At 52.0% G+C, this 17,397-nt stretch carries 15 protein-coding genes and 2 tRNA genes; 5 read left to right on the top strand and 12 right to left on the bottom strand.

Annotated features, from left to right (window positions below):
• Positions 1-14: 14 nt before the first annotated feature.
• The 3 genes from nusA to IB222_RS02655 form a co-directional block, all read right to left on the bottom strand.
• Positions 15-1,502 (bottom strand): transcription termination factor NusA, encoded by a 1,488-nt coding sequence (gene nusA / locus IB222_RS02665; RefSeq protein ID WP_003024992.1) that lies wholly within the window; start codon positions 1,500-1,502, stop codon positions 15-17.
• 28 nt (positions 1,503-1,530) lie between these two features.
• Positions 1,531-1,983, bottom strand: a complete 453-nt coding sequence (rimP, locus tag IB222_RS02660) for a ribosome maturation factor RimP (protein WP_003024996.1) — start codon at positions 1,981-1,983, stop codon at positions 1,531-1,533.
• 207 nt (positions 1,984-2,190) lie between these two features.
• Positions 2,191-2,267 (bottom strand) — tRNA-Met (locus tag IB222_RS02655).
• Positions 2,268-2,601: 334 nt separating this feature from the next.
• On the opposite strand from IB222_RS02655, the gene argG reads away from it, so the two are divergent.
• On the top strand, positions 2,602-3,945 hold the full coding sequence (gene argG / locus IB222_RS02650; RefSeq protein ID WP_003828714.1) for an argininosuccinate synthase: 1,344 nt from the start codon (positions 2,602-2,604) through the stop codon (positions 3,943-3,945).
• A 196-nt stretch (positions 3,946-4,141) separates the two neighbouring features.
• On the opposite strand, the gene IB222_RS02645 is transcribed toward argG, so the two are convergent.
• From IB222_RS02645 to IB222_RS02635, 3 genes are all read right to left on the bottom strand, one after another.
• Positions 4,142-4,228: transfer RNA gene (locus tag IB222_RS02645), tRNA-Leu, on the bottom strand.
• A 9-nt stretch (positions 4,229-4,237) separates the two neighbouring features.
• Complete coding sequence (gene secG / locus IB222_RS02640) at positions 4,238-4,570, bottom strand: preprotein translocase subunit SecG (RefSeq protein ID WP_003025000.1); 333 nt, start codon at positions 4,568-4,570, stop codon at positions 4,238-4,240.
• Between the two features lie 167 nt (positions 4,571-4,737).
• Positions 4,738-5,631, bottom strand: a complete 894-nt coding sequence (locus tag IB222_RS02635; protein WP_003828716.1) for a LysR family transcriptional regulator — start codon at positions 5,629-5,631, stop codon at positions 4,738-4,740.
• 148 nt (positions 5,632-5,779) lie between these two features.
• Here IB222_RS02635 and iadA point away from each other — a divergent pair, with 148 nt between their 5' ends.
• On the top strand, positions 5,780-6,913 hold the full coding sequence (iadA, locus tag IB222_RS02630; RefSeq protein ID WP_149384979.1) for a beta-aspartyl-peptidase: 1,134 nt from the start codon (positions 5,780-5,782) through the stop codon (positions 6,911-6,913).
• 10 nt (positions 6,914-6,923) lie between these two features.
• The gene (gene dcuC / locus IB222_RS02625; RefSeq protein ID WP_003828720.1) at positions 6,924-8,390 is read left to right on the top strand and encodes a C4-dicarboxylate transporter DcuC; all 1,467 of its coding nucleotides are present in this window, start codon (positions 6,924-6,926) and stop codon (positions 8,388-8,390) included.
• A 44-nt stretch (positions 8,391-8,434) separates the two neighbouring features.
• Here the strand turns inward: dcuC and glmM are convergent, their stop codons facing one another.
• From glmM to rlmE, 4 genes are all read right to left on the bottom strand, one after another.
• A complete protein-coding gene (glmM, locus tag IB222_RS02620; RefSeq protein ID WP_008785919.1) occupies positions 8,435-9,772 on the bottom strand; it encodes a phosphoglucosamine mutase in 1,338 nt (445 codons plus the stop codon).
• Entirely contained in the window at positions 9,765-10,613 is an 849-nt protein-coding gene (gene folP, locus IB222_RS02615; protein ID WP_048225717.1) for a dihydropteroate synthase, read from the bottom strand. The genes glmM and folP overlap by 8 nt, the downstream gene beginning before the upstream one ends.
• Positions 10,614-10,711: 98 nt before the next feature.
• Complete coding sequence (gene ftsH / locus IB222_RS02610) at positions 10,712-12,646, bottom strand: ATP-dependent zinc metalloprotease FtsH (RefSeq protein ID WP_003025013.1); 1,935 nt, start codon at positions 12,644-12,646, stop codon at positions 10,712-10,714.
• Between the two features lie 99 nt (positions 12,647-12,745).
• Positions 12,746-13,375, bottom strand: a complete 630-nt coding sequence (gene rlmE, locus IB222_RS02605) for a 23S rRNA (uridine(2552)-2'-O)-methyltransferase RlmE (RefSeq protein WP_003025015.1) — start codon at positions 13,373-13,375, stop codon at positions 12,746-12,748.
• A gap of 125 nt (positions 13,376-13,500) precedes the next feature.
• Between rlmE and yhbY the strand changes: the two genes are divergently transcribed.
• The gene (gene yhbY, locus IB222_RS02600) at positions 13,501-13,794 is read left to right on the top strand and encodes a ribosome assembly RNA-binding protein YhbY (RefSeq protein WP_003025016.1); all 294 of its coding nucleotides are present in this window, start codon (positions 13,501-13,503) and stop codon (positions 13,792-13,794) included.
• Between the two features lie 153 nt (positions 13,795-13,947).
• Here yhbY and greA read toward each other — a convergent pair whose 3' ends face one another.
• The gene (greA, locus tag IB222_RS02595; RefSeq protein ID WP_003025019.1) at positions 13,948-14,424 is read right to left on the bottom strand and encodes a transcription elongation factor GreA; all 477 of its coding nucleotides are present in this window, start codon (positions 14,422-14,424) and stop codon (positions 13,948-13,950) included.
• A 248-nt stretch (positions 14,425-14,672) separates the two neighbouring features.
• Here greA and dacB point away from each other — a divergent pair, with 248 nt between their 5' ends.
• Positions 14,673-16,106, top strand: coding sequence for a serine-type D-Ala-D-Ala carboxypeptidase (gene dacB, locus IB222_RS02590; protein ID WP_032945109.1), 1,434 nt, complete (start codon positions 14,673-14,675; stop codon positions 16,104-16,106).
• Positions 16,107-16,211: 105 nt separating this feature from the next.
• Here dacB and cgtA read toward each other — a convergent pair whose 3' ends face one another.
• A complete protein-coding gene (gene cgtA / locus IB222_RS02585; RefSeq protein ID WP_003828732.1) occupies positions 16,212-17,384 on the bottom strand; it encodes an Obg family GTPase CgtA in 1,173 nt (390 codons plus the stop codon).
• Between the last annotated feature and the right edge of the window lie 13 nt (positions 17,385-17,397).

Below are 17,397 nucleotides of genomic sequence, written 5' to 3'. Positions count from 1 at the left end.
CCTGCTACAGTTTATTACGCTTCGTCGCCGAACCAGCAAATATTACGGGCAGCCATAATCAGCTCACCGGCTTTTTCGTCGGTCAACCCTTCGATATCAGCCAGATCATCAATGCCCTGTTCAGCGAGATCTTCCAGCGTACAAACACCACGGGCCGCCAGTTTGAAGGCCATCTCACGATCCAATCCTTCCAGATTCAGCAGATCGTCAGCCGGTTTGTTATCACCGAGGCTTTCTTCCTGGGCCAGTGCCAGAGTGGTCAGTGCGTTTTTAGCACGCTCGCGCAGCGCTTCAACGGTCTGTTCATCCAGGCCGTCAATTTCCAGCAGTTCTTTCATTGGCACGTAGGCCAGTTCTTCCAGCGTCGCAAAACCTTCTTCCACCAGAACGGTCGCGAAATCTTCATCGATATCGAGATATTTGGTGAAGGTATCGATGGCTGCATGTGCTTCAGCCTGATGCTTCGCTTGCAGGTCATCAACGGTCATCACGTTGAGTTCCCAACCGCTCAGTTGTGAAGCCAGGCGGACGTTCTGACCATTACGTCCAATCGCCTGAGCCAGGTTACCGGCTTCAACCGCGATATCCATGGTGTGTTTGTCTTCATCCACCACGATAGAAGCGACGTCTGCTGGCGCCATTGCGTTAATCACGAACTGCGCCGGGTTATCATCCCACAGGACGATATCGATACGCTCGCCGCCCAGTTCGGTAGAAACCGCCTGAACGCGCGCACCGCGCATACCAACACAGGCGCCGACCGGATCAATACGCTTGTCGTTGGTCTTAACGGCGATTTTCGCACGCGATCCCGGATCGCGAGCAGCCGCTTTAATTTCGATAACTTCTTCGCCGATTTCCGGCACTTCAATGCGGAACAGCTCAATCAGCATTTCCGGCTTGGAACGGGTTACGAACAGCTGTGCACCGCGCGCTTCCGGGCGAACTGAGTACAGAACGCCACGAATACGGTCACCAGGGCGGAAGTTTTCACGCGGCAGCATGTCTTCACGCAGGATCACAGCTTCAGCATTACTGCCCAGATCCAGAGAAATGTTGTCGCGGTTTACTTTCTTCACCACACCGGTGACGATTTCGCCTTCGTGTTCGCGGAACTGATCAACAACCATTGCGCGTTCAGCTTCACGTACTTTCTGTACGATAACCTGCTTCGCGGTCTGGGTGGTGATACGGTCAAAGGTGACAGATTCAATCTGATCTTCAACATATTCGCCCACGTTCAGACTTTCGTCTTCGAAGCGTGCCGCTTCCAGCGTAATTTCTTTGGTCGGCTGAGTAACTTCTTCTACGATTACCCAACGACGGAAGGTATCGAAATCACCGCTTTTACGATCGATTTCTACGCGAACGTCGATCTCTTGCTCATATTTTTTCTTTGTTGCTGTAGCCAGCGCACTTTCCAGCGCTTCAAAAATTTTCTCGCGTGGCAGCGCTTTTTCGTTGGATACGGCTTCAACAACAGCCAAAATTTCTTTGTTCATCGCGGGCTTTTCACCTCAATCCAGACTGTTAAAAGTGGGGAACCAGGTTCGCCTTCTGGATATTACTCAGCGCGAACACTTCATCTTTGCCTTCGACTGTGACCGTGATCATCTCACCGTCCACCGCTTTGATAACGCCCTGCCATTTACGACGGTTTTGTACCGCCATACGAAGAACCAGCGTGACTTCTTCACCCAGGAAACGCACGTAGTGTTCAGCTGTGAACAGAGGACGGTCGAGACCCGGAGAGGAGACTTCAAGGTTATAGGCAACGGTGATTGGGTCTTCGACATCCATCACGGCGCTTACCTGATGGCTCACATCAGCACAATCATCAACATTGATGCCATCTTCACTATCAATATAGATGCGCAGTGTGGATGTGCGACCACGAATAAATTCGATGCCGACCAGTTCGTAGCCCAGGGCTTCAACCGGCGCTGTAATCATCTCTGTTAATTTTTGCTCTAATGTGGACAAGCCCACCCCCAAGACATAAAAAAAGGGCCTAAAGCCCAGTTATTCTGTAGTCAGATAACAAAAAACCCCGATAAATCGGGGCTTTAGATAACTGAACCCTATAACCGCACCTGCGGTTCGGAGAACCTTCCGAAAGAATTTTTTTCAAATCCAGCTACGAAGGCCTAAGTCTTCACAGTATATTTGAAAAAGAACTCTAAGGGAAAGTGGTTGCGGGGGCCGGATTTGAACCGACGACCTTCGGGTTATGAGCCCGACGAGCTACCAGGCTGCTCCACCCCGCGCCTGAAACGTGGCAAATTTTACTCGTTTTGGGTAAAAAATGCAAATACTGCTGGGATTTGGTACCGAGGACGGGACGTAAAATCTGCGCACAGTATATTGATTCACTATGCGTTATGTCAACCTTGTTACGACTATGCAAATCAATGAATGCTGCCCAGCGCTAACCCAGCAAGATAAATATGCCGCCCACGCCGTTATTTAACGAAATTATCACTAAACTCTTCCTGTCATCCAGAAAAGATGATTAAATGAAAACTCATTTATTTTGCATAAAAATGCAATTAGTATAATAAGCCGACCTCTTCACCAGTCTATCAAGCAGGGTTTTATTTTATGACGACGATTCTCAAGCATCTCCCGGTAGGTCAACGTATTGGTATCGCTTTTTCCGGCGGCCTGGACACCAGTGCAGCACTGCTGTGGATGCGACAAAAAGGGGCTGTCCCATATGCATATACTGCGAATTTGGGTCAGCCGGATGAGGATGACTATGACGCCATTCCTCGCCGTGCAATGGAATATGGTGCTGAGAATGCTCGCCTGGTAGATTGCCGTAAGCAGCTGGTTGCCGAAGGGATCGCTGCCATTCAGTGCGGTGCATTCCACAACACCACTGGCGGACTGACCTATTTCAATACCACCCCGCTGGGCCGTGCCGTGACCGGCACCATGCTGGTTGCCGCAATGAAAGAAGATGGTGTAAACATCTGGGGCGACGGTAGCACCTATAAAGGTAACGATATTGAACGTTTCTATCGTTACGGTCTGCTGACCAACGCCGAACTGCAGATTTACAAACCATGGCTGGATACCGATTTTATCGATGAACTCGGCGGTCGCCATGAGATGTCCGAATTTATGATTGCCTGTGGTTTCGACTACAAAATGTCCGTTGAGAAAGCCTACTCCACTGACTCCAACATGCTCGGTGCGACCCACGAAGCTAAAGACCTTGAGTTCCTGAACTCCAGCGTCAAGATTGTTAACCCGATCATGGGCGTCAAATTCTGGGACGAAAACGTCAAAATTCCTGCGGAAGAAGTTACCGTTCGTTTTGAACAGGGTCATCCGGTTGCTCTGAACGGTAAAACCTTCAGCGACGACGTTGAGATGATGCTGGAAGCCAACCGTATCGGCGGCCGTCACGGTCTGGGTATGAGCGATCAGATTGAAAACCGAATCATTGAAGCGAAGAGCCGTGGCATCTACGAAGCCCCGGGGATGGCATTGCTGCATATCGCCTACGAGCGTCTGCTGACCGGTATTCACAACGAAGATACCATCGAGCAGTATCACGCACATGGTCGCCAGCTTGGTCGTCTGCTGTATCAGGGACGCTGGTTCGACTCTCAGGCGCTGATGCTGCGTGACGGTCTGCAGCGTTGGGTTGCCAGCCAGATTACCGGTGAAGTCACGCTGGAACTGCGTCGTGGTAATGACTACTCAATCCTCAACACCGTGTCTGACAATCTGACGTACAAACCAGAACGTCTGACGATGGAAAAAGGCGACTCCGTATTCTCTCCGGACGATCGTATCGGTCAGTTGACCATGCGTAACCTGGATATCACCGATACCCGCGAGAAGCTGTTCGGCTATGCGCAGTCTGGCCTGCTGACCGCCTCTTCCGCAACCGGCCTGCCGCAGGTTGAGAATCTGGAAAATAAGGCGAAGTAAAGATTCACTATCTTAAGGCCGCGCAAGCGGCCTTTTTTATGCGCGGAATATAGGCTGTCTGTAGGTCGGATAAGGCGTTTACGCCGCCATCCGACATTATTACAACGCCTGATGATGCTACGCTTATCCGACCTACAGACAGCCATAAATAACAGACGAAAAAAAAGACGCTTTGCAGCGTCTTTTCTTTGGAATTTGGTACCGAGGATGGGACTCGAACCCACAAGCCCGTTAGGGCACTACCACCTCAAGGTAGCGTGTCTACCAATTCCACCACCTCGGTACAGAATACTTAGCGTGGGATATCGCTGGTCGGCTGAGCCGGAGCAGCTGGCTGAGTTTGCTCGGTTTTCGCCGGTGCGCTCAGATTTTCCCACTCACTTCCTTTATTGGTCTTATTGCTGTTCATGTTACCCAGCACCAGACTGATGATGAAGAACAAGGTTCCCAATACAGCTGTCATACGGGTCATGAAGTTACCAGAACCACTTGAACCAAACAGAGTACCAGAAGCGCCTGCGCCAAAAGAGGCTCCCATATCAGCGCCTTTGCCTTGCTGCAGCATGATCAAGCCTACCAGGCCAATTGCCACAATAAGGAAAACTACTAAAAGAGCTTCGTGCATAATCAACCTGTTCCTTGCGGAGTTGCCGCGTACAATGCTTCGACCATTAAAGCGGGAATATTTACTGTTTCCCACTGAAGCGGGTGTGAATACTAACCAAAGCGAATAACCTTCGCAAGGGCAATTTGTTAGCATTGTATCAACTGCGGAAAAAATCGCCATATCAATCAAAAACGCAGCAACTTCTCCCAGCATCTCTGCATAACAGCACGTTGATCTTCAAGATTCGCCCATACCACAACGGGGATTTCACAAATCAGATCTGTATTTTCTGGCCAGCAGTGAATAATTTGCTGATTCACCAACTCTTCCGCCACCATCGATTCAGGTAACCAGGCCACTCCCATATGGCGCAGTACCATTTCTCGTATCGTTTCGCTTAAACCACTCTCAAATACTTTTTTTAGCCGTGGGCGAACGCGTTGTTCTGCCGACTCAATAATACGTCTGACAAAGGTGTAGTCGCTGTAGCATAGCCACGGAATCGGAGCATGCGGATCATTAAGCGCATCAGCCAACTGGGCTGAAATAACCGGTATAAATCGCTCATACCGCCATAGGGAACGTTTTAACCCTCCAGCGATCTCCAGCCCAGGCTGCGCGGACGGTAAATCGTAGGTCACCAGCAAATCAATTTGCCGGTTCATCAGGGCATTGAAGTGGTTGTCTATCCCCTGGATACTGGCGTTTACCGTAAAGTTTAACTGCGGCTCACTCTGTCGCAGGTAGTTGATCATATCCGGCAGGATATTCACCGACAGCGTATGCAGGCTGACCATCACCAGCGTGTTATCCGTTGCTGGCGTCATCGCCGACAGCTCATGACGTGCCTCTGTTAACGTGCTGAGGACATGCCGGGCATAAGGCTCAAAGCGTTCACCATAGCGCGTCAGCGTGACGGGGGTCGTTGTCCGGTCAAACAAAGGTACGCCCAGCACCTCTTCCAGCGCCTTTATACGCCGACTCAACGCAGGTTGAGTAATATGCCGCTGCGCCGCGGCCTGAGAGTAGTTTCCATGCTGGCTCAAGGCCAGAAAATCTTCCAGCCACTTACAATCCACGTTGTGCTCTCCGCCATGCCATAACCGCATCCTCCAATAACAAATCGGTAATAGTCATAGTTATAGTAATGGCTTTATGGTGGGCATCATAACAACAATATTTCGTTTCACCTGCCGACTCTCACCCTCGACGTTTGACAGGACCGCTATGTTTACTTTATTGACTAATGCCCGTGTTTTTTCTCCTGAGGATTTAGGCCTCTGCTCCCTGCTCATTCATGCCGACCGAATTGTGGCGGTAGAAAAAGATATTTCATTGTTTGATGGCATCAACGAGGTCATCGATTGTCGGGGTAAATGGGTTATCCCTGGTATCATCGATCAGCATGTTCATCTTACCGGTGGCGGTGGTGAAGCCGGATTTGCCAGTCGGACGCCCGCCGTCAAGCTGCGCGATCTGATTCAGGCAGGTATTACCACGGTGGTTGGCGTGTTAGGCACCGATGCCATTTCTCGTTCACCCAAAGACCTCTACGCTAAAATGCAGTCTCTCAACCTTGAGGGATTACGCGCGTTTATGCACACGGGAGCCTACGCCGTTCCCAGCCCAACTATTACGCGATCCATCCGCGATGATATGGCCTTCATTCCGGCAATTCTTGGTGTAAAAATCGCCCTCGCCGATCACCGTGGCTCTTACCCCTCTTTCCAGGAGTTGCTGAGGATAGTGAGCGATATTCGCGTCGCTTCCCTGCTGGCAGGGAAAAAAGGCTTGCTGCATGTGCACCTGGGGAATCTGCCGGAAGGGATGTCGCAACTTATTGAGCTGTGTGATGCGGGTATTCCGATTCACCATATTTCACCGACGCATGTTGCGAGAACTGAGCCCTTGTTCGAACAGGCAATTGCTTTTGCCCATCGCGGCGGCCATATCGATGTTACGTCAGGTGGCAGTCGTTTTATGCCTCAGGAGCAAGCGATTCTCCACGCACTCGAAGCACAGGTTCCGGCGGAGCGCATCACGATCAGTTCTGACGGCAATGGCAGCGTTCCACGCTTTAACGCTCAGGGTATCGTTGAAGGTTTAAGCGCAGCACCGGTAGCAGGCAATCTTAACCTGCTTCCTCGCCTGATTGATGTCGGGATTCCGGTGCCACAGGCCATCGCGATGCTGACGGCAAACGTTGCGCGCTCGCTGGGTATTTCCGGGGGCGTGCTCTGCGCCGGAGAACGTGCTGATATCTGTGTACTCAATGATGACCTCTCGCTGGCCCATCTGTTTGCCGCGGGTAAACCGTTGCTGCGGGATGGCGAGTGCCTGGTTACCGGCAACTTCGGGTAAGGGGGCAAGAATGTCGTTACTACTGGCGCTAATCGCCATCATTTTTGCCGGACGTCTAATCCTCAAAAAATATCACCCCCAGTCGGTACTGTTATTGACCGGGATTGTGCTGTTGCTTATCGCGCATTTTAGCGGAATGACCTCACTCAGTGGCCTGGTGAAAAAGAGCACTGGATTTGGCCCCTTTGACGCCTTTGAGTTTATTCGCGATACCCTGAGCGTGCGTCTCGGCGGCCTCGGTCTGCAAATTATGCTGATTGGTGGTTTTGCCACCTATATGTCGGCCATTGGCGCAAGCCAGGTACTGGTTCGGGTGACATCTCGTCCTTTGCAACGCCTGAACTCGCCTTATCTGCTGCTGGGGCTGGCACTGCTACTGGGTCAATTCCTGTCGCTGTTTATCAGCAGCGCCACCGGATTGGGTCTGCTGTTGATGGCGACGCTTTACCCATTGCTTACCCGTCTTGGCTGTAGCCGCGCCGCGGTTGCCGCCGTTATCGCCAGTACCTGTGCGGTTGAGTTTGGCCCCGGTTCCGGCAACTCTGTTCTCGCCGCCAAAACTGCAGGCATCGAGGTCGTGAACTATTTCGTGCAGGATCAGTTGCCGATCGTTGTACCCGTCATTCTTTTCATCGCCCTACTGCATATTGTTGTGCAACGCTTTTTTGACCGTCGGGAAAGTGGCGACAATACAGCTCAGCAAATGCAGACATTAACGGCGACTGATGAAGCCGACGCACCTATCGCCTGGCTGTTTCTGCCCATGCTGCCGCTGGTATTGATGCTGGTGTGCAGCGATTTAGTATTCAGCTCACTCAAGATCACGCTGGATACCGCCGTACTGATAAGCCTCGCTATTACGCTGGTTTGTGAGTACTGCCGTCATCGCAAGGCGCGTGAGGTGATGGCTGGCGTACAAAAGGTTTTTGACAGCATGGGTAGCGTTTTTGCCACCGTCGTGACGCTGATTATCGCCGGTGAAGTCTTTTCCGCCGGACTGAAAGCCATTGGCGCCGTTGACGCACTGTTGTCGCTTTCCGGTGAATTTGGCCTCAGCGCCGCCTCTATTATCCTGCTGATGACCCTGATCACCTTCGCGATTTCAGCGCTGATGGGCTCCGGGAATGCGGCATTTTTCTCCTTCGCACCCATGGTGCCGGACATCAGCCGTCATATCGGCAGCGATATCGCTGTCATGATGTTGCCTATCCAGATCTCTGCGGGTATTGGTCGTACGTTATCGCCCATCGCCGGCGTAATCATTGCTATCGCAGGGATTGCAGGTGTCTCGCCTGTGGATATTGTTAAGCGTACCGCGATTCCGATGCTGGGCGGTTGGCTACTGATGATTGCGTTAACCTTTGCCCGGTCTGGGCATCTGCTGGCGGTTCTGCCGTGGCTGGCAGCCCTTGTGCTACTGATGGTCGGTGGTTACTTCTGGCAGCGCCGACGTAAACAGCCGCTTGCCGTACAATAAAAAAAAGCCGGAGTCTCAGACTCCGGCTTTCACTTTATTCGGAATTACGCCGCTTTCACAGCATCGGCAATACGGTGGGCGAATTCAGTCACCTGCGCTTCGTCTTCACCTTCAACCATCACACGAATTAACGGTTCGGTACCAGACTTACGCAGCAGGACGCGTCCACGGTTACCCAGCGCCGCTTCCACTTCCGCCATCACCGCTTTCACGTTTTCATGTTCCAGCGGATCGCCGCTACCTGCTGTGTATCGTACGTTAACCAGCAGCTGTGGGAACATTTTCATGCCGCTGCACAGGTCGTGCAAGCTCATATGGTTGCGCACCATCGCCGCCAGCACCTGCAGGCCCGCCACGATGCCGTCACCAGTGGTGGTTTTGTCCAGCAGGATCACATGACCAGAGTTTTCGGCACCGATACGCCAGCCTTTTTCCTGCATTTTTTCCAGCACATAACGGTCGCCAACTTTTGCACGGGCAAACGGAATACCCAGCTGTTTCAGCGCCAGCTCGAGGCCCATGTTGCTCATCAGCGTACCTACCGCGCCACCGCGCAGCTGACCCTGACGCAGGGCTTCACGGGCGATGATGTACATGATCTGATCGCCATCGACCTTATTACCTTCGTGGTCAACCATAATGACGCGGTCGCCATCGCCATCCAGCGCAATACCCAGATCGGCTTTTTCCGCAATCACGCGCGCCTGCAGGGCACGGACGTCGGTGGCACCGACTTCTTCATTGATATTCACACCGTTTGGCTCACAGCCAATGGCAATCACGTTTGCACCCAGTTCACGCAGTACATTTGGCGCAATGTGGTACGTCGCACCGTTAGCGCAATCCACCACAATTTTAAGCTCATTCAGGCTCAATTCGTTCGGGAAGGTGCCTTTGCAAAACTCGATATAGCGACCGGCAGCATCAACGATACGTGTGGCTTTACCCAGTTCAGCGGAATCCACGCAGGTGATCGCTTTTTCCATCTCGGCTTCAATGGCTTCTTCCACTGCATCCGGCAGTTTAGTCCCGTCGGTAGAGAAGAATTTAATCCCGTTGTCATAGTACGGGTTGTGCGAAGCGGAGATAACAATCCCGGCCTCAGCACGGAAGGCGCGCGTCAGATACGCAACGGCGGGTGTTGGCATTGGCCCTGTGAATGAGGCTGAGAGTCCGGCGGCAGCCAGGCCCGCTTCCAGCGCAGACTCCAGCATATAGCCGGAAATACGCGTATCTTTACCGATAATAATTTTACGTGAACCATGACGAGCAAGCACTTTCCCTGCAGCCCAGCCCAGCTTGAGCACAAAGTCAGGAGTAATTGGGGCATCGCCTACGCGGCCGCGGATCCCATCAGTGCCAAAATATTTACGATTACTCATAGCGTTTTTTTTCCTTTGCAGACAATGTGGCTTCCACCACACGCATCGCTTCTACGGTTTCTTTGACGTCATGGACACGAACGATCTGCGCCCCCTGCATTGCGGCAATCACCGCGCACGCAAGGCTACCGCTCAGGCGTTCAGATGGCCCCACATTCAGTAACTGGCCAACCATTGATTTTCGTGACATCCCAACCAGCAATGGCAGATTAAAATGATGAAACTCAGACAAACGTGCCAGTAATGTGTAGTTGTGAGTGAGATTTTTACCGAATCCGAATCCGGGGTCGAGCAACAATTTATCTTTTGTGATTCCAGCCCGCTCGCAACGTGCTATTTGCTCAACAAAGTAACGGTTTACCTCAGCAAAAACATCCTCATACTTTGGCGCTTCCTGCATGGTTTTCGGCTGCCCCTGCATATGCATCAGGCAAACCGGCAATCCGGTCTCCGCTGCGGCTTCCAGCGCTCCAGGCTCCGAGAGTGAGCGAATATCATTGATGATATGCGCGCCAACTCTGGCGCATTCGCGAATCACTTCGGGTTTTGAGGTATCGACCGAAATCCACACTTCAAAACGCTGAGCAATCGCCTCGACCACTGGGATCACTCGCTGCAACTCTTCTTCCACACTCACATCAGCCGCGCCCGGACGCGTGGACTCACCGCCCACATCAATGATAGTCGCCCCGGCGTTAATCATCAGGTTTGCGTGTTTTACCGCCTCAACCAGAGAGTTGTGCGCTCCGCCATCGGAAAAAGAATCTGGCGTGACGTTCAAAATCCCCATGACGTGCGGATGGCTGAGATCCAGTGAAGAACCCTGAGCAAAGAGTTTCATAGTTTTATCCCTGGTAAAATCTTGAATATGCAGATAAGAAAAACCCCGGAGCAAGCCCCAGGGTTTTCAATTAAAACACGGTCATCATCAACGATAACTTATTTGTCGCCCAGTTGCTCTGACATAGTGCCAGAGTCCGGCGCACGCGGTTCATCAACCGGACGCGGTGCACTCGGCTTGCCGGTGCTGCCAGAGTTGTTATTAGAAGAACCCGGTTCTTCCCAACCCGCTGGCGGACGCACATCGCGGCGAGCCATCAGATCGTCAATCTGCGGCGCATCGATGGTCTCATATTTCATGAGCGCATCTTTCATCGAGTGCAGAATGTCCATGTTTTCGTTCAGCAAACGACGTGCACGGTCATAGTTACGCTCAATCAGCAGTTTAACTTCCTGATCGATAATGCGAGCGGTTTCATCGGACATGTGTTTCGCTTTCGCTACAGAACGTCCCAGGAACACTTCGCCTTCTTCTTCAGCGTACAGCAGCGGACCGAGTTTATCGGAGAAGCCCCACTGAGTAACCATGTTACGCGCCAGGTTAGTCGCGACTTTGATGTCGTTCGACGCACCGGTAGAAACATGTTCAGCACCGTAGATGATCTCTTCCGCCAGACGACCGCCGTACAGCGTCGAGATCTGGCTTTCCAGCTTCTGACGGCTGGCGCTGATTGCGTCGCCTTCAGGCAGGAAGAAGGTCACACCCAGCGCACGACCGCGCGGGATAATCGTTACTTTGTGCACCGGATCGTGTTCCGGTACCAGGCGACCGATAATCGCGTGGCCAGCTTCGTGATACGCGGTAGATTCTTTCTGCGCTTCCGTCATCACCATGGAGCGACGTTCCGCACCCATCATGATTTTGTCTTTCGCTTTTTCGAACTCAACCATCGACACTACGCGCTTGTTGCCACGAGCAGCAAACAGCGCCGCTTCGTTCACCAGGTTCGCGAGGTCCGCACCGGAGAAGCCAGGCGTGCCACGTGCAATGATTGCCGCATCGATATCCGGAGACAGCGGTACGCGACGCATATGCACTTTCAGGATCTGTTCACGACCGCGAACGTCTGGCAGACCAACCACAACCTGACGGTCGAAACGGCCTGGACGCAGCAGCGCAGGGTCAAGAACGTCTGGACGGTTAGTTGCTGCGATAACGATAATACCTTCGTTACCTTCGAAGCCGTCCATCTCAACCAGCATCTGGTTCAGCGTCTGTTCACGTTCATCGTGACCACCGCCCAGACCTGCACCACGCTGGCGACCTACGGCGTCGATTTCATCGATGAAGATGATGCACGGTGCCGCTTTCTTGGCTTGTTCGAACATGTCACGCACACGAGATGCACCGACACCCACGAACATTTCCACGAAATCAGAACCGGAAATTGTGAAGAATGGAACCTTCGCTTCACCTGCGATAGCTTTCGCCAGCAGGGTTTTACCCGTACCCGGAGGACCAACCATCAGGACGCCTTTCGGGATTTTACCGCCCAGTTTCTGGAAACGGCTCGGTTCGCGCAGATACTCAACCAGCTCAGCGACTTCTTCTTTTGCTTCGTCACAACCCGCAACGTCAGCAAAAGTCGTTTTGATCTGATCTTCCGTCAGCATGCGCGCTTTGCTCTTGCCGAACGACATGGCACCTTTGCCACCACCGCCCTGCATCTGACGCATGAAGAAGATCCAGACACCAATCAGCAGCAGCATTGGGAACCAGGAAATGAAGATAGAAGCCAGCAGGCTCGGCTCTTCAGGTGGTTCGCCAACAACCTTGACGTTTTTGGTCAGCAGGTTATCAAGCAGCTTCGGATCGTTAACCGGGATGTAGGTCGTGTAACGGTTACTATCTTTCTTGGTAACGTTAATCTCACGTCCGTTGATCTTCGCTTCACGAACCTGGTCCTGATTGACCTCTTGCAGGAAGGTAGAGTAATCAACCTTACGGCCATTAGACTCGCTGGGCCCAAAGCTCTGGAATACTGACATCAGCACAACGGCAATGACCAGCCAGAGAATTAGGTTTTTCGCCATGTCACTCAAGGGATTAACCTCATATTACAACTGTGTTAAAAACAGCGTCAGGATACTCTATATCCAGTTTCTTTCAAACTTTCGTTTGAAATCTGCCGGTTATGGTTTACGCCCGGTCGCTACAATATACACTTCACGCGAACGGGCGCGAGAAGAGTCCGGCTTACGAACTTTGACCTTCGTAAACAGGGAGCGAATCTCTCTTAGATACTCATCGAAGCCTTCGCCCTGGAACACCTTCACTACAAAACTACCACCTGGCGCTAATACATCACGAGCCATTCCAAGCGCCAGCTCTACCAGATACATGGCCCGGGGAATATCCACCGCCGGTGTTCCACACATATTTGGCGCCATATCAGACATGACAACTTGTACTTTACTGTCACCTACGCGTTCAAGTAACGCTTTCAGGACTAATTCATCACGAAAGTCGCCCTGAAGGAAGTCCACACCAACGATTGGATCCATAGGTAAAAGATCGCAAGCGATAATGCGGCCGGTGTTGCCGATCTGCGTAACTGCATATTGCGACCAGCCACCGGGTGCAGCACCGAGATCAACTATCGTCATCCCCGGTTTAAAAATTTTGTCACTTTGCTGTATTTCATCAAGTTTAAACCAGGCACGGGAACGTAACCCCTTTTTCTGTGCCTGTTGAACATATTTATCGCTAAAGTGTTCCTGAAGCCAGCGACTCGAGCTGGCAGAACGCTTTTTACCTGTCATTTCACATTCCCAAAGGGCAGTTCATCGTAACCAATGGTGTAAATTTCTACACAGCTATTTGGTGATATATGGGAGATGGCGGTAGAATGACCCGTTTTCAATCCCAACGTAAGCAAAAATATACGATGAATCTGAGTACTAAACAAAAACAGCACCTGAAAGGTCTGGCACATCCGCTCAAGCCTGTAGTTATGCTTGGCAATAATGGTTTGACCGAAGGGGTACTGGCCGAGATTGAACAAGCGTTAGAGCACCATGAACTTATCAAGGTGAAAATCGCCTCGGAAGATCGCGATACTAAAACCTTGATCGTGGAAGCTATCGTACGCGAAACCGGCGCCTGCAATGTACAGGTCATCGGCAAAACGCTGGTACTGTATCGCCCGACTAAAGAACGTAAAATCTCGCTGCCACGCTAAGAATATCCCAAAGTTGCACACGAAGTTTGTGTAAAACGCGGGGTTTTCCGCTAGCAGGAGAGCAAAATGCCACGCTCTCTTCGTTGATAAAAGGCCGCTATGCGGCCTTTTTCCTTTCTTTACAATGTATCAACATCTTAACCAAGATGCGAATTACAGGTATTCTACCTTCGTCACTTCATATTCCACTTCGCCGCCCGGCGTTTTGATAACCACGACGTCATCCTGCTCTTTACCGATAAGGCCACGAGCGATAGGCGAGTTCACTGAAATCAGGTTCTGTTTAAAATCGGCTTCATCATCGCCGACAATACGCCATGTCTGCTCTTCATCGTTATCGAGATTCAGAACGGTAACCGTCGCACCGAAAACAACGCGGCCATTGTTCGGCATTTTAGTAACGTCGATTACCTGCGCGTTGGACAGTTTAGCTTCGATATCTTTAATGCGTCCTTCGCAGAAACCCTGCTGTTCGCGCGCCGCGTGATACTCCGCGTTCTCTTTCAGGTCACCGTGCTCACGCGCTTCAGCGATAGCGGCAATAATTTCAGGACGGCGCACAGATTTCAGAAAATCCAGCTCTTCGCGCAGTTTTTCAGCACCACGTAAGGTCATCGGGATAGCTTGCATTTGTTATACCTCTTGAACATTCCTGTAGGGGGTAGTTGCTCTCACCCCGGCTGCTAAGCCCACCCTGGCGTGTGTCATGCCAGAGTCAGAAGCAAAAAAATACCGACCCGGGGCTCAAGGTCCCAGGTCAGCTACAATTCTCTATTTGATGATCATTTTACCCTGGAGTTCCTTATGGGTCATCGTTTACTTTTTGGGGCGTTGCGCCGTAGTATGACGGCCTGTTTCCAGGTTGTTAGCGCGAGATTATGCGATTTTCCAGATTTACCATCGGATTGACTGCCAGTATAGCGTTCAGCGTTCAGGCTGCGAACGTCGACGAGTATATCAATCAGCTCCCTGCCGGGGCCAACCTCGCCCTTATGGTACAGAAGGTTGGCGCACCTGCACCCGCTATTGATTTTCATAGCCAGCAGATGGCGCTGCCCGCCAGCACCCAGAAAGTAATCACCGCGCTGGCGGCATTGATTCAGCTCGGGCCTGACTTTCGTTTTACCACCACGCTTGAGACCAAAGGCAGCGTGGAAGGCGGCGTATTGAAAGGTGACTTAGTGGCACGATTTGGTGCCGATCCGACGCTAAAACGCCAGGATATTCGCAATATGGTGGCAACCCTAAAAAAATCAGGTGTGACGCAAATTGCCGGGAATGTCCTGATCGACACCTCAATTTTTGCCAGTCATGATAAAGCGCCCGGTTGGCCCTGGAACGATATGACGCAGTGTTTTAGCGCACCGCCCGCAGCGGCTATTGTCGATAGAAACTGTTTCTCGGTTTCACTCTACAGCGCGCAAAAACCCAACGATCTCGCCTTTATTCGCGTGGCATCTTATTACCCGGTCACCATGTTCAGTCAGGTGCGTACCCTCGCCCGAGGTTCTGCGGAAGCGCAATATTGTGAACTGGATGTGGTTCCCGGCGATCTCAACCGCTATACGCTGACCGGATGCCTGCCACAACGAGCCGATCCGCTGCCGCTGGCGTTCGCCATTCAGGACGGTGCCAGCTATGCCGGGGCAATTATCAAAGATGAGCTAAAACAAGCAGGTATCACCTACAGCGGTACGCTGCTGCGCCAGACGTTGGTCAACGAACCAGGAACGGTGGTCGCCAGTAAACAGTCTGCGCCGCTACATGACCTGCTTAAGATTATGCTGAAAAAATCGGACAACATGATTGCCGATACCGTTTTCCGTATGATTGGTCATGCCCGGTTTAACGTGCCGGGCACTTGGCGGGCGGGTTCTGATGCCGTGCGCCAGATTTTACGTCAGCAGGCAGGCGTTGATATCGGCAACACCATTATTGCCGACGGTTCTGGCCTCTCCCGCCATAACCTGATTGCCCCAGCGACCATGATGCAGGTGCTGCAATATATCGCTCAACACGATAACGAGCTGAACTTTATCACTATGCTGCCGCTGGCGGGCCACGACGGCTCCCTGCAATACCGTGCGGGTCTGCATCAGGCTGGGGTGGATGGCAAAGTATCGGCGAAGACAGGCTCGCTGCAGGGGGTTTATAACCTCGCAGGTTTCATCACCACGGCAAGTGGCCAACGCATGGCATTCGTGCAGTATTTATCTGGTTATGCGGTAGAGCCAGCTGACCAGCGTAATCGCCGTATTCCGTTGGTGCGCTTCGAGAGCCGGTTGTACAAGGATATTTATCAGAACAACTAAATGGGTAATTTGATTGTCGGATGGCGGCATTAACGTGCCTTATCCGGCCTACAGAGAGGCCTGGAAACAAAAACCCCGGCAACATGGCCGGGGTTTTTAATGCGATTAACGCTTGTAGATGAACTCAACGCCTTCTTCGTCGTCTTCGTCCCAATCGTCATCCCAGTCATCTTCCGCTTCGTCTTCGACTTCAGCGAGCTGCTGGCGGTGATAATCATCCCACATGAACTCAACTTTCTCTGGCTGTTTCGCTTCTTCAGCCTGAACAATCGGGTTCTCAATGATAAAGGTCATCACATCCCAGCAGAGATCTTTCACGCCCAGTTGGCTGGCAGCAGAGATCAGGTAATATTTACCTTCCCAACCCAACGCTTCGGCGATAGCTTTCGCTTTCTCTTCCGCTTCAGCCTTGTCCATCAAATCAATTTTGTTGAACACTAACCAGCGCGGTTTAGATGCCAAATCCTGACTGTATTTTTCCAGTTCGCCAATAATGATACGGGCGTTTTCAACTGGATCAGAGCCATCAATCGGATCGATATCGATGAGGTGAAGCAGTACACGGCAACGTTCCAGGTGTTTCAGGAAGCGGATACCCAGGCCTGCGCCTTCAGCCGCGCCTTCAATCAGTCCCGGAATGTCGGCAACCACGAAGCTCTTTTCGTTGTCCATACGAACCACGCCCAGGCTCGGCACCAGGGTGGTAAACGGATAATCAGCGACTTTCGGCTTCGCCGCGGACACCGCACGGATAAACGTCGATTTCCCGGCGTTTGGCATGCCCAGCATACCCACGTCCGCCAGCAGCATCAGCTCCAGCATCAGATCGCGCTTATCACCCGGCGTACCCATTGTTTTCTGACGCGGAGTACGGTTAACCGAGGATTTGAAACGGGTGTTGCCCAGACCGTGCCAGCCTCCTTTAGCGACCATCAGACGCTGACCGTGTTTGGTCATGTCGCCCATGGTTTCGCCCGTGCCCTGATCGATAACACGCGTACCAACAGGTACTTTAATGGTAACGTCTTTGCCACGCTTACCGGTGCAATCACGGCTCGCGCCATTCTGACCACGTTCCGCACGGAATGATTTTTCAAAACGGTAATCGATCAGCGTGTTCAGGTTTTCGTCGGCTTCCAGCCAAACGTCACCACCGTCACCACCATCACCACCGTCCGGACCGCCTTTTGGGATGTACTTTTCGCGGCGGAAGCTGACGCAACCATTACCGCCATCACCTGCAACGACCAGAATCGATGCTTCATCAACAAACTTCATTTTACTCTCCGTA

This window comes from Citrobacter sp. C13 (assembly GCF_014596815.2).
Taxonomy (GTDB): Bacteria; Pseudomonadota; Gammaproteobacteria; order Enterobacterales; family Enterobacteriaceae; genus Citrobacter; species Citrobacter portucalensis.
This window is presented reverse-complemented; position numbering and strand designations above follow the sequence as displayed.

Bases quoted from the DNA above. Each gene is read 5' to 3' on its own strand.
- ftsH (WP_003025013.1), bottom strand. From the start codon at position 12,646: ATGGCGAAAAACCTAATTCTCTGGCTGGTCATTGCCGTTGTGCTGATG.
- yhbY (WP_003025016.1), top strand. From the start codon at position 13,501: ATGAATCTGAGTACTAAACAAAAACAGCACCTGAAAGGTCTGGCACAT.
- glmM (WP_008785919.1), bottom strand. From the start codon at position 9,772: ATGAGTAATCGTAAATATTTTGGCACTGATGGGATCCGCGGCCGCGTA.
- secG (WP_003025000.1), bottom strand. From the start codon at position 4,570: ATGCACGAAGCTCTTTTAGTAGTTTTCCTTATTGTGGCAATTGGCCTG.
- folP (WP_048225717.1), bottom strand. From the start codon at position 10,613: ATGAAACTCTTTGCTCAGGGTTCTTCACTGGATCTCAGCCATCCGCAC.
- argG (WP_003828714.1), top strand. From the start codon at position 2,602: ATGACGACGATTCTCAAGCATCTCCCGGTAGGTCAACGTATTGGTATC.
- greA (WP_003025019.1), bottom strand. From the start codon at position 14,424: ATGCAAGCTATCCCGATGACCTTACGTGGTGCTGAAAAACTGCGCGAA.
- iadA (WP_149384979.1), top strand. From the start codon at position 5,780: ATGTTTACTTTATTGACTAATGCCCGTGTTTTTTCTCCTGAGGATTTA.
- cgtA (WP_003828732.1), bottom strand. From the start codon at position 17,384: ATGAAGTTTGTTGATGAAGCATCGATTCTGGTCGTTGCAGGTGATGGC.
- dacB (WP_032945109.1), top strand. From the start codon at position 14,673: ATGCGATTTTCCAGATTTACCATCGGATTGACTGCCAGTATAGCGTTC.
- dcuC (WP_003828720.1), top strand. From the start codon at position 6,924: ATGTCGTTACTACTGGCGCTAATCGCCATCATTTTTGCCGGACGTCTA.
- rlmE (WP_003025015.1), bottom strand. From the start codon at position 13,375: ATGACAGGTAAAAAGCGTTCTGCCAGCTCGAGTCGCTGGCTTCAGGAA.
- nusA (WP_003024992.1), bottom strand. From the start codon at position 1,502: ATGAACAAAGAAATTTTGGCTGTTGTTGAAGCCGTATCCAACGAAAAA.